The organism is Streptomyces sp. NPDC014734 (genome assembly GCF_043083325.1).
GTDB lineage: Bacteria > Actinomycetota > Actinomycetes > Streptomycetales > Streptomycetaceae > Streptomyces.
This window is the reverse complement of record NZ_JBIBYN010000035.1, coordinates 24,397-42,002: the sequence shown is the minus strand read 5'-3', so window position 1 is coordinate 42,002 and position 17,606 is coordinate 24,397. Positions and strand designations below refer to the sequence as shown.

Here is a 17,606-nt window from a genome sequence, read left to right as displayed (position 1 = left end):
CTCGCCGCCGGCTCCGTCGTCCTGGCCCTCGTCGTGCTGACTGAGGAACCGGGCGAAGCCTCGGTCCGCGCGGGCCAGCAGGGCCGGTGAGGGGACGCCGTAGGCGGGCGACTGGAGGCCGCGGCCCTCCCGTGCCGGGGCGGTGGAGTCGGTGTGTGCGCGCAAGGGGGCCCCGCCTCTCCGGCTGGTGGTCCGTCGGTGCCGTCGACGCTACGCACCTGTGGTCCGCGCGCTCAACGAAGTTGCGGAGAATTGCAGAGGTTCACTCCAGGGCGTCGATCGCGGCCCGGATGAGGGCGCGGGCGGCGTCTCCGTAAACGGCCATCTCCGCGAGGCCGGCGAACACCTTCACGTAGTCGGCGACCTCGCGCGGCTGCGTCACCTTGATCTCCACCGTCAGCGTCTCCACCACGGCCACGGTGTCGTCGTGGACGTAGAACGCCTCCAGCGGCCACACGGTGCGCTGCGCGGTGAACGGGATGATCCCGAGCGAGAGGGAGGCGAGCGGCATGACGGCCAGGAGGTGGCGCAGCTGCCCGCGCATCGCCTCGGGGTCGGCGGTGCGGAAGCGCAGGACGGACTCCTCCATGAGGACGACGTAGCGGTGATCGCCCTCATAGAGGAAGCGGGAGCGGGCGATGCGGGCGGCGACCGCTTCGGTGACGTCGTTGGGGGTGCCCTGGAAGCGGGTGATCTGCTCCATGAGGGCGGTGGCGAAGCCGGGGGTCTGGAAGAAGCCGGGCGGGACGTTGGAAACGTAGACCCGGCAGACGCGGGTCCGTTCGTGCAGAGTGTTCCAGTCCTGCTGGACCTTGCGCATGCCGTTGCGGTGCAGGCGGCGCCACTCCAGGTACATCGAGTCGACGGCACGGGCGGTGGCGATGAGGCCGTCCGCCTGGTCGTCGGCGCCGCATGCCGAACACCAGGTGCGGATGTCGGTGTCCGAGGGCGGGGCGTCGCCCTTCTGGATCCTGCTCGTCTTCGCCGGATGCCAGCCGCACCGGGCGGAGAGTTCGCGCCCGGTGAGGCCGGCGTCCTTGCGCAGGTGCGTGAGCCGCACGGCCAGTGCTTCACGGGCGGCCTGCGCGCTGGAAGAGGGAGAGACGGTCACGGGCTGCTCAGGGGGCCTAGACGCAATACCGGTGACTTGGTAGTGCTGGCTCGTTGAGTTGGTGTGCCAAGGCCTGGACAGGTGAAGGCAGTTGAGGGTGATCGGTTTTCGGATCGCATCGCCCTTGGAGTGCTCACGCGTGCGTTTCCGCCGGAGCTGGTGGATGAGGTGGTGGCGGAGTGCGGGCGCACCGAGGAACGTCAGCGTCTGCTTCCCGCTCGGGTGGTGATGTATTTCGTGCTGGCGATGTGCCTGTTCTCGGGGCAGGGGTATGAGGAGGTCGGACGGCTCCTCACTCAAGGCCTGGAACGGGAACGCCGCTGGTCGAAGACGTGGCGGGTGCCCACCAGCGGGGCGATCGGACGGGCCCGGTTGCGGCTGGGGGCGGAACCGATGAAGGCGTTGTTCGCCAGGGTCTGCCGGCCCGCGGCGCTCCCGGCGACGACGGGAGCGTGGTTTCGGGGTCTGCGGTTGGTGTCGGTGGACGGGACGACCTTCGACCTTCCCGACACACAGGCCAACGCCGCCTTCTTCGGACGGCCGGGAACGGGGCGTGGCCAGGGCAGGAGCGCGTATCCGCAGGCCAGGGCCGTGGCCCTGGTCGAGTGCGGCACCCACGCCGTGTTCGCCGCCGACGTCGCGCCACTGGCGGTGCATGAGACGGCCCTGGCCCGCCGCCTGTTCCCCTCGCTGACCAGAGGAATGCTGCTCCTGGCGGATCGGGGCTTCCTCGGCTTCGATCTGTGGCGGGCCGCCGCGTCGACCGGCGCGGACCTGTTGTGGCGGGTCCGGAGCAACGCGGTCCTGCCCGTGGTGGCCGCGCTGCCCGATGGCTCGTATCTGTCGGAGATCGTTGCCGCCCGGGACAAGAACCGGCGGGCCGACCCGGCACGGGTTCGCGTCATCGAATACGCCTTGGACCCAGGTGGGGAGGGCACCGTTTACCGGCTGGTCACCACACTCGTGGACCCGGCCACCGCACCAGCCGTGGAACTCGCTGCGCTCTACGCCGAGCGCTGGGAGATCGAGACGACCTTCGACGAGATCAAGATCCACCTGGGCGGACCCGGATTCGTCCTGCGCTCCCAGTATCCGGTCGGGGCCGAGCAGGAGATCTTCGGGTTCCTCCTGGTGCACCACGCCCTGCGCGATCTCATGCACCAGGCCGCCCGGCAGGAGAGGGAGGATCCGGACCGGATGCCCTTCACCCGCACCTTGCGCGTCGTCCGCCGGCAGACCACCAGCCAGGCGGGATTTTCCCCCCTCCCGGCTCACCCGGGCACTGAAGCAGACCCTGCGTGAAATCACCGAACGCCTCCTGGGACCACGACGGTTACGGTCCAACCCGCGAGTGATCAAACGCAAAATGTCCAACTGGGCACTCAAACGCACCGACCACAACAACCCACCTCGCCCGGCCACCCCCGCCGTCACCCTCGCCGAACCCACCAAAACATCCCCAAACCCACGAATTAAGCCCTAAAGCACCGGTATTGGCCCTAACCGACCAAACCATCCAGCTAAGGTGAGCCCAAAAGCCGCCACGGGATGATCTTGACCCGCCGATTCGGTGGAAGTCGGTGAAGTCGCCGAGCAGGTAGGCGAATGCGGCCACGTAGGGCCGGACCGTGCCATCGATCCACCCGGGCCAGGCGTCCTCGAACTCCTTGTGGCCAGGGGCGATGAGGCGGACTGCTTCCTGGAGCATCGGAGCCGAGCACGTCGACAGCCCGCCGCCGTAGCCACCCCAATCAGGAACCCGTGCGGCCGATTGCTCGAACGTGTCGCCCTGGCGTAGGCGTGCCAGGGCGAGCGGCGCCTGCCTACCAGTACTGAGCCCGCGCTATCGCGAACCAGGAGATTGAAACGGCTCAGTGGCGATGAGGGACGCGGGGGGCCTGGGGGTCGTAGTCGAGTGCCCAGGCCATCGCACCGGTCAGGACCTCTGCAGCAGCCCAGCGTTGGGTCAGCACGCGCGTCAGGAGGGCATCGGGGCTTGACTTGATGTGGGGCATGCTGCGGCGTCCGTTCGTAGGAATGTGGACGCCAGCAGAGACCGGTCGGGCCAGGATCTTGTCGCCCCACGGGTCAAGCTCGTTGGCGAGCCGCCCGTCGAACTGCATCTCGTCGAAGTCGAGCTCTCCCTTTCCGATCCGGACGATGTGATCGAAGACATTCCCCTCGACTGAGACCCACACACCCATGGTCGCCGTCCTGCCGTCTTCGAGGCCGATGGGCAGCAACGCTCGGGCGAACCCACCGAGATTGTCGGTCACGACAATCGCGTCGTTGACCAGCTTGACGTGCTGTTCGTACTCGGCTTCGCTCAGGCCCGCAACAGGCTGCGGCAGTGCGAAATTGAAGCGAGGTTCTGAGACATCCAAAGGCGTACCGCAGCAGGGACACGGAGAAACGTCGTGCTGTTGGTGTGCGGTTCCGTCGGTCTTGTGTTTACGCCGCCATATCGCCATGGAACGGCAGTGAATCACCTCGACCAACCGACGGCCAATTGGCTGTCTTCCAGTGAGTCCTCCCCGCCGACGTGGGGAAGTCCACCGCCATCGCCGCGACCGAGCGGGCCCTCGCCGCCCGCGCGCGGCCCACCGAATCCACCCCCTCCACGCCCATTCGGAGACCTGCCTTCATGACGACCGCCAAGCCTTTCCCGCCCGAGCTGCGCGACTGGGTCGCCGGCCATCTTCCCGGCCTGGACGCGAGCGAGGACCGTTCCTGGCCGCGCAGCACCTCCCTGGTGTGGCGCGTGAGCGCGGGAGACCGGGACGCCTACGTGAAGATCAGCCCCAGCAGCCTCGACTTCGAGCGCGAAGTCACCGGGTACGCCTTCGCCGCGGCGCACCTGAGCGAGACGGAAGCGCCGCGGATGCTGGCCTGCGACCCGGGCCTGCGCGCGATCCTCAGTACGGTGCTGCCCGGCCGCGTCGTACGGGGCCTTGCCCTGGAGACGAGCACCGAGCTGCACCTGTACGAGGACGCCGGGCGGCTGCTGCGCCGCTGGCACGACGCGTCCGCGCCCGGCACGGACGCGGACCGTGCCGCAGTGCGCTGCGACATGGAGGCCAAGGCCCGTGAAGCCGCCGACTGCCTGCAGGACGTCGCCCCGCACCTGGCCTCCGACCGGGCCGCTCTGGTCCAGGCCGCCTCGACGGAACTGCCTGGCCTCGCCGAGCGGCTGCTGCTGGTCTACCGGCACGGCGACTACGAGACCCGGAACTGGCTGTACGACGAGGACAGTGGCGGGCACGGTCTGATCGACTTCGCGATGGCGGCGCACGGCCTCGCCGCGTCCGAGTTCGTGTGGCTGTGCGGCGCTGTGTGGTCCGTCCGTCCGGAGCTGCGCGAGGCGTACTTCGCGGGCTACGGTCGGCCGTTGACGGCTGAGGAGGGCCGTCTGCTGCATCTGCTGACCGTCCGCCTCGGGGTGTCCTACCTGCGCAACGGCCTGGTCAAGGGGCGCGACGAGCTCGTGGCACGCGGTCACCTCGTCCTGGACCGGATGGCCGCCCACCAGCCCTAGCCCGAACCGCGCGCGGCCCCGGCGTGCCCCGGGCCGGGTCCGCGCTCCCCTTTCCCGTGTCCCCAGCGATTCGGACCAGGAGGTGCCTGCTGATGAATCTCGTCCCCCACCGGCCCGCTCGCGCCGCATCCACCGTGTGGAGCGGCGTCCCCCAGCCGCTGCGCGTCGCCGTCGAGGCCGCCGCCGGACCGGTCTTCGACGCCTCCGAAGCCGCGGCGGGCAGGACCGCCCTTCTGCGCCTGCACCTCGACGTCCCCGGACCGAGACTGGCCGGCCCACCGCCCCCGTCGTCCTCAGCTTCCACCCCACCGCCCCGGCCGCGCCCGCCGGGCACACACTCGCCGCCCTGGGAACCACGCGATGCCCCTCCCCCCTCGCCCCCGGCCTCACCGCGCCCGGCATGGAAGCGGTCCTCGGCCCGCACCTGCACCAGGTCCTCGCCGCGTGCCGCCCCCACACCGGACGCCCCACCAGCGTCGAGGAGTGCACCGGCGGCAACGTCGCCCGCGTCTTCCGTGTCCACGGCGAGGCGGGCAACGTCATCGTGAAGGTCCGCGGCCGCCGCTTTGCCCGGATTGAGCACATCACAACCGACCCGGCGCTCATCGCGGTCGAGCACCGGGCTGATGTCCTCCAAGGGGCGGACGGGACGATCCTCAGCTCACGGCGGGCAGGCTTCGGTGGGTGTGCTCGACGAAGGCGGCGACGCGCTTGTCCCGCTGTCGGGGCGCCAGCAGCGTGGTGAGGTCGTGGATGTACCCGTGAGCGCGAGCGGACCGGACCCGGGACAGGAGCCGCATCGAGCGGTCAGCGACCGCCAAGCCCTGGTCCAGATCGTCATTCTGCAGATGCACGGACGCCTCTACCGCGAGGCGGATGCCCACCGCGCGCGTGTAGCGGTCGGCCGGCATGGCGTCCGCCTGTTGGCTCCAGGCGAGCGCGTCGCGCGAGCGACCCAGATCCCGGTAGATCTCCGTGGCATCGGTGGCCAGGCGCTCGCGTGTGTAGTAGTTCATCCACACCGGGTGGGTCTCGCGATGCGCATGGTCGAGTAGTTTCTCCGAGTGGACGAGCGCGGCGGTCGCCTCGTCTGCTTCACCGGCGCGTGCGTGTGCACGCGCCTGCGCGAGCTTCGCGAACGACAAGACCTTTGCGCCGCCTGGCAGGTTCTTCGCGCGCTCGTAGGCGCCCTCGGCCATGTCCACGGCCTCGGACGGGTGCCCTCGCAGGAAAGCGGCCAGGGACATGGTGGTCAGCACGTAGGCGCCGACCTGGATGTCTCCGGCGGCTCGCGCCAGGCGCAGGGCCTGGATGAAGTGCCTTTGCGCCGCGCCGTGATGCCCGGCATCGAACGCGCTCCAGCCGATCTGGCGGGTCAGCTCTGCGGTGGCCCGGAAGAGTGCTTTCCCGGTTTCCTCGGTGTAGGTGCCCTGCAGCAGTGGGGTGGCGTACTCCCGCAGGCATGTTGCGACCGAGGACGACTTCCAGTTTCCCCCGCCGAATTGGGAGTCCGCCAGGCGTGCGTCCTCGACGGCCTGCCACAACTGATCGAGGTCCCCGCGCCCTACGCGCCGGGTCCCGCGGTGGCCGGTGGCGGCGTCGGCCGGAACGGCGAGCCACCGGGTGACTGGGATGGCGAAGGCGCCGACGGCGAAGGAACGGTTCATGAATGCTCTGCGGTCCACGTGTCTCCAGAATTCGGTGACGCCACGTACAGCGTCGGCTGACTCACGCGGGAAATCCAACCCCACGTCAGGGTTCCCGCCGCGCGGTTCGCTCATGCCGATGTCGGCGACGCTGACCGGACGCCCGAGGCGTTCTCCCAGCGCAGCGGCGATGCAGGCGGGGGTCGGCGGGCGGGGGATCATGCCGCGCTTCACCCAGTTGGTAACACTCGTATTGGTGTACTGCGTTCGAATTCCCGCTTGCCAGGTGAGTTCGTTGACGCGCAGCGCGAACGCGTCGCGACTTGCCCCGGACGCCTCCAGCAACCGGACCAGATCTGTGTTCGGATGCCAGTCGCGTTCCTGCCACCGCGTCACAGTGCCCCCTAGATACGGGTCCCGGGATGCAAGGGTAATGGCGCGAGGGTGGGCGCGGACCGCTCACATCGCTACCAGTTCGTGTGATGTGTGAGCCCCTTGGTGTGAGGAGCCGCCCGCCCGTCCGCTGGGGTTCTCTGGATTCCCGGCCCAGTTCTCTGGCGCCGGGTCCTACTCCTTCCGGGAGGCACCAATGGAACACGTGCTCGTCACCGGCGGCGCCGGCTTCATCGGCTCGCACTTCGTGAAGAGGCTCATCAAGGCCGGGGACGTCGCCCGCGTCACCGTCCTGGACGCCCTGACCTACGCCGGTCACATCGAGAACCTGGGCACCGCCTTCCTCTCCGACAAGCTGCGCTTCGTGCACGGCAACATACGGGACGGCGTAGTCGTGAACGACCTCATGTCCTCTGGTCCCACCGCAGTTGTGCACTTTGCTGCCGAGTCCCACGTCGGCCGCTCCTACGATGCGGCGGGCGGGTTCCTGTCCACGAACGTGCTCGGGACGCAGGTCCTCGTGGACGCCGCGCACCACCACGGCATTGGGAAGTTTGTCCACGTCTCGACCGACGAGGTGTACGGCCCCCTCGCTCAGGGCACCGCGACCGAGCAGGCGCCGCTTCGCCCTTCTGTCCCGTACGCCGTGTCCAAGGCGGCTGGCGACCTGGTGGCGCTCGGCGCGTACCAGACCCTCGGGCTCCCGCTGTGCGTGACGCGCAGCAGCAACAACTATGGGCCGTACCAGTACCCCGAGAAGATCATCCCTCTCTTCGTCACCCGGCTCCTGCGGGGGATGCCTGTCACCCTGCACGACCGGGGCCAGCACGTGCGCAACTGGCTGCATGTGGAGGACAACTGCGCCGGGATCGAGGCGGTCCTGCGCCATGGCAGGCCCGGGGAGGTCTACAACCTTGGCGGCGGCACCGATCTGACCAGCAAGGAACTGACTGGACACCTGCTCAGTCTGTGCGGCGCGACGTGGGACGCGGTCGCCTACATCCCCGACCGCCCGGCCAACGACGTCCGCTACTCGATCGACTGGTCCAAGGCGCGCGACCAGCTCGGCTACCGGCCCCGGCACCGCCTGGAGGACGGGCTGGCCGAGACCGCCGAGTGGTACCGCCGCAACCCCGACCGCTGGGCCCCGATGTCCCGCAACCTGCGCCCCGCCATCCCCTTCTCCCGCACCGTCTCCCCCGAACCGGAGGGCGAGCATGTCTGAGCACTGGCCCCACGGCGCACTGATCGTGCTGGGCGCCTCGGAGGAGCAGATCGTGCTGTACCAGGAGGCACGGCGTCGCGGAATCCCGGCCATCGCGGTGGACGTGCGCGCGGACGCTCCAGCGCTCCCGTTCGCCGATGCCGCCCTGAAGATCTCCACCCGGAACACCGACGCCATCGCTGACGCGCTCGGCGACGTGCGCCCCGCCGGGATCGTAGGCGGCGCGAGTGACGCCGCGCTGGCCAGTTGGCACGCCCTGGGCCTGCGGTACGGCACCCCTTACGTGTATCCCAGGAGTGCCCTCGCCGCCGGGGACAAGGCCGTTTTCCACGCGATCGCCGCGTCCTGCGGCGTCGCCGGGTACGGATGGACCGCTTCGGACGAGCCGGACCAGGTCATCGCGGAGGCGACTCGGTTGAGCTTCCCGCTCGTGATCAAGCCTTCGGACGGTTCGGGCAGCAAGGGCGTATCCCTCGTCGCCCGCGCCGAGGACCTGTACGCCGCCGTCGCAGACGCCCGTTCCTATTCTGCCTCCCAGACCGTCATCGCTGAGGAGTTCATCCAGGGGCGCCCCCTGGCCGTCGAGGTCTTCATGCAGGACGGCAGGGCGCTGATGACCTGCGTCAAGGACAAGGACTTCGCCGGCGAGACCTTTGTCGTCCGGCGGCTTCGCACCGTGCAGTTGGCGCCGGCGGCACACCACCAGCTGGAGGCCACCGTCGAACGGCTGTGCCGGGGGCTCGGCATCGCCAACGGGCCGGCGAACTTCGACATCGTCCTCGGCGCGGACGGCCAGGAGCGTGTCATCGAGGCCAATACGCGTCTCGGGGGCGATGGCGTCCCGCGCCTGCTCGCCGCCGCCTACGACGTGGACGTCGTGCGTGCGCTCATCGCCCTCGTCCTCGGTGAGCCGTTCAGCGACCATCTGACGCCCACACGCGCCGCGCACGCGGCGCTGGAGCTGACCGGCTCACCGCACGACACCGAGGGCGAACTGATCACGTGGGAGGGCATCGCCGAAGCTCGCAGTGTCCCCGGGATCACCGATATCGAGCTGTACGCCAAGCCGGGCGACCTCGTGCGACCGCACGACCAGTCCGGCCACAAGATCGGCCTGCTCGTCGCCGCCGGGCCCTCGGATACGGACGCGCTCACCGCTCTGGACACCGCGAGCGCCCTGCTCCGGCCGATTATCCGCCCGAAGGAGGAATCGTGATCAACGAGTCAAGACCGGACGCCGGGCGCAACGCCAGCCCCTTCCTCCACGGACACGAGGCGGCATCCGTCGCCCGCGTCCTGGAGAGCGGTCAGTACGGACACACCGACGTCACCGAGAAGTTCGAGCGCCGGATCGCGCGCTACCTCGGCGTGCCCGACGCCGTGGCCGTCACCTCCGGAACCGCCGCGCTCCACACCGCGCTCCTCGCCGCTGGCATCAAAGCCGGTGCCGAGGTGATCGTGCCCTCCTTGACCTTCTGCGCCACCGTGCAGGCCATTCTCGCCGTCGGCGCGACCCCTCGCTTCATCGACATCGACGCCACCACCATGTGCATCACCCCGGACCTCGTCAGGAAGGCGATCACCGACTCCACAGGCGCGGTGATCCCGGTCCTCTTCGGGGGCCGGGCCGTCGACCTCACCCCTGTCCGCGCGGATCTCGCCGAGCGCGGCATCACTGTCATCGAGGACGCCGCTCACGCTTTCGGCTCCCGCAACCACACCGACAACCGCCTCGTCGGCAGCAACGCCACCGTGCTGACCTGCTTCTCCTTCGGTCCCATCAAGAACCTGACCTGCGGCCAGGGCGGCGCCGTCATTCCCCGCACCCCCGACGAAGCGCGCACCCTCCGCCGCCTCCGGCTGCTGGGTGTCGCACAGTCCCAGAGCGAACGCGCCGAGACCACCACCTACCAGGTACACGGGTTCGGCCTGCGCTACCAGCTCTCCGCCCTCAACGCGGCAATCGGCCTCGCCCAGTTCGACCACTTCGACATGGCCGCCGCCGCCCGTCGCCACCTGTGGCGCGCCTATCGCGCCGCCCTCACCGGAGTACGCGAGGTGACGCTCATCGACGTCGGCCCCGACCATGCCGTCCCGCACCTGTGCCAGGTCCGTGTACCGCGACGGGACGAAGTCTTCGCGTACCTGCGCAAGGCGCACATCGGCGTCGGCGTCCACTACCCGCCCAACCACCTCCAGCCCGCCTTCGCGGCCTGGCGCCGCCCGCTGCCCGCCACTGAGCAGGCCGGCGAGCAGATCCTGAGCCTGCCCTTCCACCAGCACCTCGCCGAGAACGACATCGCCCATGTCGTACGCGCCCTGCGCACCGCGCTCGATGCCACCGCGGGCACCAGCCCGCGCACGTAGGAGGGTCCAGGCACTCAGCCGGATGCGTCGGTCAGGAGCACGTCCACCAGCCTGTCCGCCGCATCCGGGCGCCCCTGTGCCCGTGCCGCCGCCGCCATGGCCTTCCTGCGCCCGGGGTCTTCAAGGAGCGGGCCCACGGCCCCGCAAAGACGCTCCCCGGTGACCTCGCCCACAAGCGCGACGGCCGCCCCGGACTCCTCCAGGTGCCGGGCGTTGTGCGCCTGCTCGTTCCCGGCCGAGGACGCGAGCGGGATGAACACGGCGGGCTTGCCCAGGGCGGTCAGCTCAGAAAGTGTTCCGGCACCGCTGCGCGAGATCACCACATCGGCCAGGGCCAGCACATCGGGCAGTTCCGGCCCCACAAACGGCGTCAGGTGATACCGGGCAGCAACATGGGCGGGAAGCGCCGCCGCCCGCGCAGCCAGCGCCTCATAGTGTGCAGGCCCGCACTGGTGCACCACATTGGCCCGCTCCAGCAGCCACGGCAGCTCCCCGCCGACCAGGTTATTGATCTGCTGCGACCCCTGCGCCCCGCCGGTGACATACACCGTGGGCAACGCGCGGTCGAAACCGGGCCCCAGGGCGGCCACGGCCTTGTCCGGGTGCCCGGCCAGCACCTCCGGACGCACGGGGTTCCCGGTGACCACCGCGAGCGGGCGCACCCTCTCGGCAAGCAGCGGCACACTCGACTCCGAGGACACCGCGATCCGCGAGGCGCTGCCGGCGAGCCTCCGGTTGGCGAGCCCGAGCCGTACGGTCTGCTCGTGCAGTACCAGCGGAACCTTGCACATCCGGGCGGCAAGTCCGGCCGGCACCGCCACGTAGCCGCCCGTCGCGAGCACCACGTGCGGTTGGAACCTCGCGACCGCCTTGCGCGCCTGAGCGACGCCGAGCGGCACACGCGCCATGTCCCGCACGTTCGCGGGCGACACCATCTTGAGCGGGTTTGACGAACGCCTCACCTTGCCGGTGGCCACCGCCGTGAACGCGATCCCCTCCGCGTCGGCAACGCGTGCCTCCAGACTGTCGGCACTGCCGATCCACAGCACATCGAGCGAGCGCCCCTGCGCCGTCAACCGGTCCCGCAACGCACGAATCGCGGTGAGGGCTGGGTAAGTATGTCCGCCGGTACCTCCCCCTGTCACGATCAGACGGAAAACTGCGGGGAGTTGAGACATGGTTTCCACGCGAGGCACTCTAGCGCCCAACGTCGCCTTCTTCGCACAAACCGCCGACCCGGCGCGAGCGGACCGGGGGGCTGGAATGCCAGATCGAATGCCCACCTCACGATGCGTCCGACGCCACGCAGGCCGCGCCGCCACCGCACAGCGTGTCGCCCTCTGCCCCACTGCCCAGCCGGGTGCCGAAACCATGGCCAGCGGCGGGGTGCACGGCCCACCGGGGATGGCATCTGCGACGTCGGTCTCCTTCGCACGTCAGGGTGGAAAACAGGCAGTCCCCGCACCGCCGGGCCTGGGTTTGGATACGTTCGGCTCCCGGCCGGGAAGCACATGGTGGTGCCTGGTCGTGAGCCTGAGCCTGCGGGCAGGAGACGAAGGAGCACAGCATGGCCATCCCGGGCCCACACGTCCACGACGCCGTCACCGCCTACCTGCGGCGTCGTCCCTCCGAACGGGAGCTGCTGCAGCCCCTCCTCGACCGTCTCGCGGCTGGTGTGAATGTCACCGACCGCGCCGCCTTCGGCGGCCATGTGACCACGTCGGGCGTCGTCGTCAACGACGCGGACAAAGTTCTGCTGATCCACCACAGGGCATCGGGGCGCCGCATCCAGCCCGGCGGCCATTGCGAGCCATCCGACCGTACTCTGGCCGCCGCCGTGCGGCGCGAGATCGCTGAGGAGACCGGCGTCACCACGCTGGAACCCCTCTGCGGCGGAGAGCCGGTCCATATCGGCCTCCACCCGATCGAGGCCCGGCCCGAGCGCGGTGAACCGGCCCACCAACACATCGACATCCGCTATCTCTTCCGGACCCGGGGCACCTCCGAGGTGACCGTCCAGACCGAGGAGGCAGCCGGCGCTGAATGGTGCGGCCCTTCCCAACTGGGCGATCCGGTGCTGCGCGCCCGCGTCCTGAGCGTGCTGGGACGCCCGAAGAAGGGCCGCGCGGCCAGGGACGATCCGTACGGCACCCTCGTGGTGATCACGAACCGGGCCGGTGAGGTCCTCATGCACCTGCGCGATGACAAGGAGGGCATCTGGGCGCCGGGCACCTGGGCCCCGCTGGGCGGCGGCTCCGAACCGGCCGACGCCGACCCGCACGCCACCGGCGTCCGCGAGCTCCACGAGGAAGTGGGCCTGACCGGCCTCGAACTGGCGGCGATGTTCCGCGTCGACTTCGACGGCTACTCCGTCCACGTCCTGCACGGCCGGTGGGACGGCGACCCGGACACGCTGGTCCTGGGCGAAGGCACCGACCTCGCCTTCCTCGCCCCGGCGGACTTCGACCGGCTCCCCATGGACGCCTCCGTGAAGCAGGACACCCTCCGCGTGCTGGACCTGATCATCCCCAGGCCGTCCCCGCACAGCTACGGCACCCTCGCACTGCTCCGCAGCAGAGCCGGACACCTGCTCGCATACCGCATGAGCAACAAGCCGGACCTCCACTGGCCCGGCGCCCACTCGTCCCGAAACGGCCAAACTGAGGACATCGGCCCCGCCGCCGCGATCCATGACGCGGTGCACGACGAGCTCGGCCTGCGGGTGCCGCTCGAGCACCTCCTCACCCACACCGACGACACCGGCCACCCCACCTACGTCTTCGTAGGCGAGTGGGACGGCTGCCTCGACACCCTCGCCGCGGCCGACGGCATCACTCCGGTCTGGGCCGACCCCCGCGACCTGAGCGGCCGCCCAATGAGCCCACTGGCCCGCTACGCCGTCCTCAGCGGGCTGGCGGCGGGCCTGGAGGAGCAGGCCCGCGTCGACGGGATCCGCGACTTGGCCCCCGCAGCCGTCATCGCCCACGGTGACGCCACCTTGTTCATCCGGCGCAGCCTGGACGACTACCGCGGCGGCACCTGGGAACTGCCCGGCGGCCGACGCGAGAACGGCGGGTCCGTCCTGGACTGCCTCATCCGGGAAGTCGGCGAAGAGACCGGCCTGTCGGTCCAGTCGGTCGACCGGTACCTCGGTCACTTCGACTACACCAACGCACGCGGCCGCACCAGCCGCCAGTTCGTCTTCACGCTCACCCCCGACAAACCCGGCCCGATTACCCTCACCAAGCACGACCGCCACCAGTGGTTCCGCGGCTCTGACGAACTGCCGCCCACCACCAGCGAGCTAGGCGAATTCCTGGCCGCCCACCGGCCGCGGCGGTGAAGCGTGCCAGCACGGCCCGCCCTCGCGCACGCCGTGCGGCTGGCCGCGCATCACGGAACGGACCGCCTCCGCCTGCTTCAGGGCCGTGTCCGGCTGACACCTGAACTGCTGCACCACCTGCGCGCAATCGCGCGGCACTCCGCCTCGGAACCGAAGCTCTCCGTCGCCCTGGCCGCCTACGCCCGCAATCACTCTGTCCGCGTCGTCACCAACACCAACCTCATGATCGACCTCGGCGCCCCAGACGCATGAACCGCAGCCTGAACAGTGGCTCCGCAGCCACTTCGACCTTCCTGTCCCCACCCCGCGTGCCCCGATCGCGCAGAAGAGAGCAGCCTGCGGCATGTCCCTTCCCCCACCACGAGTGTCCGTTGCCGTCCAGGTCGATGCCCCGGTCTCCTTGGCCAGAATCACCAACCTGCTGCGTCGGCAGCCCGAAGTCAGTGTTCTCTGCCATGCCCACCCGGACAAGGCGGACGCGCTCGTTCCCAGTGTGATGGTCGTCGTAGCCGATGCCGTCGACGAGCCGACGCTCAACCGTCTGCGCCGCATCCAGCACACCAGCACCGCGCGCACCGTTCTGGTCACCACGGACATCGACGAGCAGAAGCTGGTGAGTGCCGCGGAGTGCGGGGTTGCCGGTGTGGTCAGGCGCTCCGAGGCGACTCCGGAGCATCTGGCGCAGGTCAACGGTACGGTGGCGAGGGGCGAGGGCCATCTTCCGTCCGACCTGTTGGGACGGCTGCTGGAGGAGGCGGGCGCTATCGCCTCCGGCGGAGCTCGCCTCGGTTTGGCTACCGGCCGGTCCGGGGACGCGTCGAGTACCCATGCGCAGAGATGCGCACCGCATCGGCTTGCACATCGGGCGATCACCGATGAGGCGTCAGAACTGCGGCTCGGCACGGGCCGACGGCGGCGGCGACGATCGCAGCGGGACGGCACGGAGCGGAGCCGTGCCCGGGAAGTGAAAAGGGAGGTGATGGTATGGCTGCGGTGTCCGGCAGGCCGACCGGTGCGTGGTGCCGTGCGGCGGAAGACCTCAGCCCCGGGGCGTTTGCCTTCGTCATGGCCACGGGCATCATGTCCACCGCGCTGGCCGGGCACAGCGCGTCGGCCGCCGCGGCGGCCCTGCTGTGGATCGCGAGTGTGGGATACGTCGTGCTGTGGGCCGGATACCTGTGGCATCTGGTGTTGCGGTGGGAGCGTTTGCGCAGCGACCTCACCGGGCCGCGCGGCTTCGACCACCTCACGCTCGTCGCCGCCTCCGGCGTGCTGGCCGACAGACTGGCCCTTGACCGGCACTACGTCGCCGCCGCGGCACTGACTGCGATTGGCGCTGCAGGCTGGCTGGTACTCGGCTACGGTGTGCCGCTGCTGCTGGTCTGCTCGGGGCGTGTCCTGTCACTGCATCAGGTCAACGGCAGTTGGTTCATCTGGGTGGTGGGCACGCAGTCCGTCGCGGTCGCCACCGCTGCCCTCGCCCCGCACACCGGCGGCCGGTCCCTGGGCGTCCTGGCCTCGGTGTGCTGGGCCGTCGGGCTGGTGCAATACCTGTTGGTGGCCGCATTGGCACTGGCCCGGCTCCTGCTGGAACCCGTCAAACCGACGGAACTCACCCCATCCTACTGGGTGTTCATGGGCGCCGCCGCGATCAGTGTGCTGGCCGGTGCGATGCTCCTCCGGCTTCCGCCCGCCAATGCCCTGCTGTCCAGAACGTTCGTGCTGGATGTGTCCGCCGTGGCCTGGTCGTTCTGCACCTGGCTGATTCCGCTCCTGCTCGCCCTGGGCGTATGGCGGCATGCACTGCGCCGCGTGCCGCTGCGCTACGAGACGAGCCTGTGGGGCATGGTGTTCCCGGTCGCCATGTACGGGGTGGCGACCCGGAAGCTGGGCGAGGCGGCGGGCTGGGGCTGGATGACCGCGACCGGTGCGGGCGAGGCGTGGGCGGCGCTGGCGGTGTGGGTGGCGGTCTTCGCCGGGATGCTCGCCGCACGACGGCAGTACCGTCGTTCTTGAGTTCCCGACCGTGGTTCCTTGGAAAACCAACAGTTGCGCGAACATCCGTCCACCCCCGACCCGGTCGTCCGTGTCTTTCCCGTCCAGCACATGCCGCCCAAGCCCGGTGACGTCCGAGGCTCTCAGTCGAGGAGCATTAAAGGCAAATAAAACCAAAAGCCCTAAATGGGGTAGATGGACTTTTTTCTACTGACTGGACGAGGCGTGCGTGGCTGGCTGGAGTCACGTAGCCGACTCACTTGGGGAGCGGCGGCGCTCTGCGCGGCGCCCCCGCCACGTGCTGGTGGGCCCGGTACGGGGTGGGGTCCACGCTCACCAGGCGCCATTCGATCAGCTCCTGGCCGACGATGGCGCTCATAGACGGCCTTCCAGTTTCCGAACCGCTCCGGTAGGCCCCGCCAGGGGACGCAGGTGCGGACCCGGAACAAGATCCCGTTGATCACGTCCGGTGATCACAGCCGCGCCCGCCCGGACGGCTCGGCAGATGGAGGAGCAGGGCGCGCACCGCGGCGTAGACATCGATCACGTCGCCGCGGATGAGGTGGAGGTCGGTGATTCCCAGCATCACGCGTGTGCTCCGCCCAGGTCTGCGCGGTGGCGCTGCGGGGCGCCCGCGCGCAGCGCGACTCCGAACTCTCGCATCATGCGCGATACGCGGGCCTGTCAGGCACCGTGCCACCACCAGCGGATAGGCCAGCGGCCAGGAACCTGCCACGGTCACGGCCAGCCAACCCGACCGCCCCGCCTCCAGCTGGACAGCACGCCGAAGCACGGCCCGGTCCCAGTGGGCCAGCGGGCCCACATCGCCACGGCGGGCACCTGCGGACAGGACCAGGGTCCCCAGCAGCCCGGCTGCGGCACGGCGCCGACCGCGCGCTGCGGCTGACACGCCCGCACCGCGCCGCCTGGGCGCGGATGACACTCCGGCCGTGCGGCCAGGGCGGTTCATCGCTGTTCCGGTTCGTTGAGATCCAGGGCCATCCGCCGTGGGCTCCACCGCCCGTCGGCACATACGGCCGCCGGACGGTAGAGGTTGCCGTGGAGCTGTTCCAGTGGCGCGGCAAGCGGGCGGGCGCAGCGGCAGCCCTGCCAGCCCGTACATTGCGACGGAGGCCGACTCCGTACCGCTCTCGCGCGCTTGAGGGGCGAGGGATGTATCCGTGTAGCGGGCGGGGAAGACCGGTTCGAGCACCCGATGGGCCACGGGGGCAACAAGGCCATCGAGCACCAGTGCGGTGCGGTCCACCAATGTGTGAGCGCCGGTCCCTTCCTGGCGTTCCCGCAGCGAGCAGCGCGCCAAAGAGCCTTCCCCCGGTGGAGAGCCGCCGATTTGCGCCCAGTCGGACCGCCCGCGGCGGTTTCCCCGGCCGGCAGCGTCGCAGGGTCGCGGAACCTGCCACCAGACGCGACTTCACGCGGGCTTCGACCGTCATGCCGGGCCTGCCTTCCTGCTCGGGTGAATCGTGAACGCTCACCGAGCAGATCAGGCGTGCGAGTCCACGAAGAATCCTGCACGTCGACGATCCCGCCTGTCCGCGTTCGTAGAGGCCACAGAGCGGGGTGCTTCCGCGGTTGTGGTGAGCCTCATCGCCGCGTGCCTCCGTACCATTGTCTCCAGATGCCGTGGTGACTGCCGCCACGGCTTCGCTGGCGGTGCTGCGACGGCTCCTGCGATCAGCCGCGGGCCAGACGGCGGTGGGTGACCCGGTGCAGGCGGGCGGCCTCGTCACCGAGCCGTTCGGCCTTGTTGGCTTCGTAGTCGGCAAAGTTCCCCTCGAACCAGAACCAGGTGGCACCGCCCTCCCAGGCCAGGATGTGGGTGGCGGTGCGGTCCAGGAACCAGCGGTCGTGCGCGGTGATCACAGCACAGCCGGTGAAGTCCAGCAGCGCGTTCTCGAGTCCGACCTGGCGCAAGTCCCTCTCGCTCTCGTGGGGCTCGAAGCCGTCACGCTCGGACATCTGGATGACCT

Annotated in this window: 12 protein-coding genes and 2 pseudogenes; 8 read left to right on the top strand and 6 right to left on the bottom strand. The window is 69.8% G+C overall.

Annotation, left to right across the window (positions count from 1 at the left end; translation table 11 throughout):
* Positions 1-262 precede the first annotated feature (262 nt).
* The gene (locus tag ACF1CT_RS34805) at positions 263-1,111 is read right to left on the bottom strand and encodes a helix-turn-helix domain-containing protein (RefSeq protein WP_391788026.1); all 849 of its coding nucleotides are present in this window, start codon (positions 1,109-1,111) and stop codon (positions 263-265) included.
* Positions 1,112-1,174: 63 nt separating this feature from the next.
* On the opposite strand from ACF1CT_RS34805, the gene ACF1CT_RS34800 reads away from it, so the two are divergent.
* Positions 1,175-2,413, top strand: a complete 1,239-nt coding sequence (locus ACF1CT_RS34800) for an IS4 family transposase (protein ID WP_391788025.1) — start codon at positions 1,175-1,177, stop codon at positions 2,411-2,413.
* A 569-nt stretch (positions 2,414-2,982) separates the two neighbouring features.
* On the opposite strand, the gene ACF1CT_RS34795 is transcribed toward ACF1CT_RS34800, so the two are convergent.
* A complete protein-coding gene (locus ACF1CT_RS34795) occupies positions 2,983-3,582 on the bottom strand; it encodes a DUF2199 domain-containing protein (protein WP_391788024.1) in 600 nt (199 codons plus the stop codon).
* A gap of 173 nt (positions 3,583-3,755) precedes the next feature.
* Between ACF1CT_RS34795 and ACF1CT_RS34790 the strand changes: the two genes are divergently transcribed.
* The gene (locus ACF1CT_RS34790; RefSeq protein ID WP_391788023.1) at positions 3,756-4,646 is read left to right on the top strand and encodes an aminoglycoside phosphotransferase family protein; all 891 of its coding nucleotides are present in this window, start codon (positions 3,756-3,758) and stop codon (positions 4,644-4,646) included.
* Positions 4,647-5,302: 656 nt separating this feature from the next.
* On the opposite strand, the gene ACF1CT_RS34785 is transcribed toward ACF1CT_RS34790, so the two are convergent.
* A complete protein-coding gene (locus ACF1CT_RS34785) occupies positions 5,303-6,688 on the bottom strand; it encodes a sporulation associated protein (RefSeq protein WP_391788022.1) in 1,386 nt (461 codons plus the stop codon).
* A 193-nt stretch (positions 6,689-6,881) separates the two neighbouring features.
* Here ACF1CT_RS34785 and ACF1CT_RS34780 point away from each other — a divergent pair, with 193 nt between their 5' ends.
* From ACF1CT_RS34780 to ACF1CT_RS34770, 3 genes are read left to right on the top strand one after another with little or no spacing between them, the layout of a single operon-like run.
* On the top strand, positions 6,882-7,910 hold the full coding sequence (locus tag ACF1CT_RS34780; RefSeq protein WP_391788021.1) for a dTDP-glucose 4,6-dehydratase: 1,029 nt from the start codon (positions 6,882-6,884) through the stop codon (positions 7,908-7,910).
* Complete coding sequence (locus ACF1CT_RS34775; protein WP_391788020.1) at positions 7,903-9,126, top strand: ATP-grasp domain-containing protein; 1,224 nt, start codon at positions 7,903-7,905, stop codon at positions 9,124-9,126. The genes ACF1CT_RS34780 and ACF1CT_RS34775 overlap by 8 nt, the downstream gene beginning before the upstream one ends.
* Positions 9,123-10,277, top strand: coding sequence for a DegT/DnrJ/EryC1/StrS family aminotransferase (locus ACF1CT_RS34770; protein WP_391788019.1), 1,155 nt, complete (start codon positions 9,123-9,125; stop codon positions 10,275-10,277). Before ACF1CT_RS34775 ends, ACF1CT_RS34770 begins: the two co-directional genes overlap by 4 nt.
* Before the next feature lie 14 nt (positions 10,278-10,291).
* Here ACF1CT_RS34770 and ACF1CT_RS34765 read toward each other — a convergent pair whose 3' ends face one another.
* A complete protein-coding gene (locus tag ACF1CT_RS34765; protein WP_391788055.1) occupies positions 10,292-11,455 on the bottom strand; it encodes a glycosyltransferase in 1,164 nt (387 codons plus the stop codon).
* 389 nt (positions 11,456-11,844) lie between these two features.
* Between ACF1CT_RS34765 and ACF1CT_RS34760 the strand changes: the two genes are divergently transcribed.
* The 3 genes from ACF1CT_RS34760 (at position 11,845) to ACF1CT_RS34750 (ending at position 15,636) form a co-directional block, all read left to right on the top strand.
* Positions 11,845-13,620, top strand: a complete 1,776-nt coding sequence (locus ACF1CT_RS34760) for an NUDIX domain-containing protein (protein ID WP_391788018.1) — start codon at positions 11,845-11,847, stop codon at positions 13,618-13,620.
* Positions 13,621-13,623: 3 nt separating this feature from the next.
* Complete coding sequence (locus ACF1CT_RS34755; RefSeq protein WP_391788017.1) at positions 13,624-13,872, top strand: hypothetical protein; 249 nt, start codon at positions 13,624-13,626, stop codon at positions 13,870-13,872.
* A gap of 732 nt (positions 13,873-14,604) precedes the next feature.
* A complete protein-coding gene (locus ACF1CT_RS34750; RefSeq protein WP_391788016.1) occupies positions 14,605-15,636 on the top strand; it encodes a tellurite resistance/C4-dicarboxylate transporter family protein in 1,032 nt (343 codons plus the stop codon).
* Positions 15,637-15,874: 238 nt separating this feature from the next.
* Here the strand turns inward: ACF1CT_RS34750 and ACF1CT_RS34745 are convergent.
* A pseudogene (locus tag ACF1CT_RS34745) lies at positions 15,875-16,162 on the bottom strand (transposase); the annotation flags it as partial.
* 1,148 nt (positions 16,163-17,310) lie between these two features.
* A pseudogene (locus ACF1CT_RS34740) lies at positions 17,311-17,535 on the bottom strand (energy-dependent translational throttle protein EttA); the annotation flags it as partial.
* Between the last annotated feature and the right edge of the window lie 71 nt (positions 17,536-17,606).

Bases quoted from the DNA above. Each gene is read 5' to 3' on its own strand.
- ACF1CT_RS34795 (WP_391788024.1), bottom strand. From the start codon at position 3,582: ATGGCGATATGGCGGCGTAAACACAAGACCGACGGAACCGCACACCAA.
- ACF1CT_RS34790 (WP_391788023.1), top strand. From the start codon at position 3,756: ATGACGACCGCCAAGCCTTTCCCGCCCGAGCTGCGCGACTGGGTCGCC.
- ACF1CT_RS34780 (WP_391788021.1), top strand. From the start codon at position 6,882: ATGGAACACGTGCTCGTCACCGGCGGCGCCGGCTTCATCGGCTCGCAC.
- ACF1CT_RS34775 (WP_391788020.1), top strand. From the start codon at position 7,903: ATGTCTGAGCACTGGCCCCACGGCGCACTGATCGTGCTGGGCGCCTCG.
- ACF1CT_RS34765 (WP_391788055.1), bottom strand. From the start codon at position 11,455: ATGTCTCAACTCCCCGCAGTTTTCCGTCTGATCGTGACAGGGGGAGGT.
- ACF1CT_RS34760 (WP_391788018.1), top strand. From the start codon at position 11,845: ATGGCCATCCCGGGCCCACACGTCCACGACGCCGTCACCGCCTACCTG.
- ACF1CT_RS34750 (WP_391788016.1), top strand. From the start codon at position 14,605: ATGGCTGCGGTGTCCGGCAGGCCGACCGGTGCGTGGTGCCGTGCGGCG.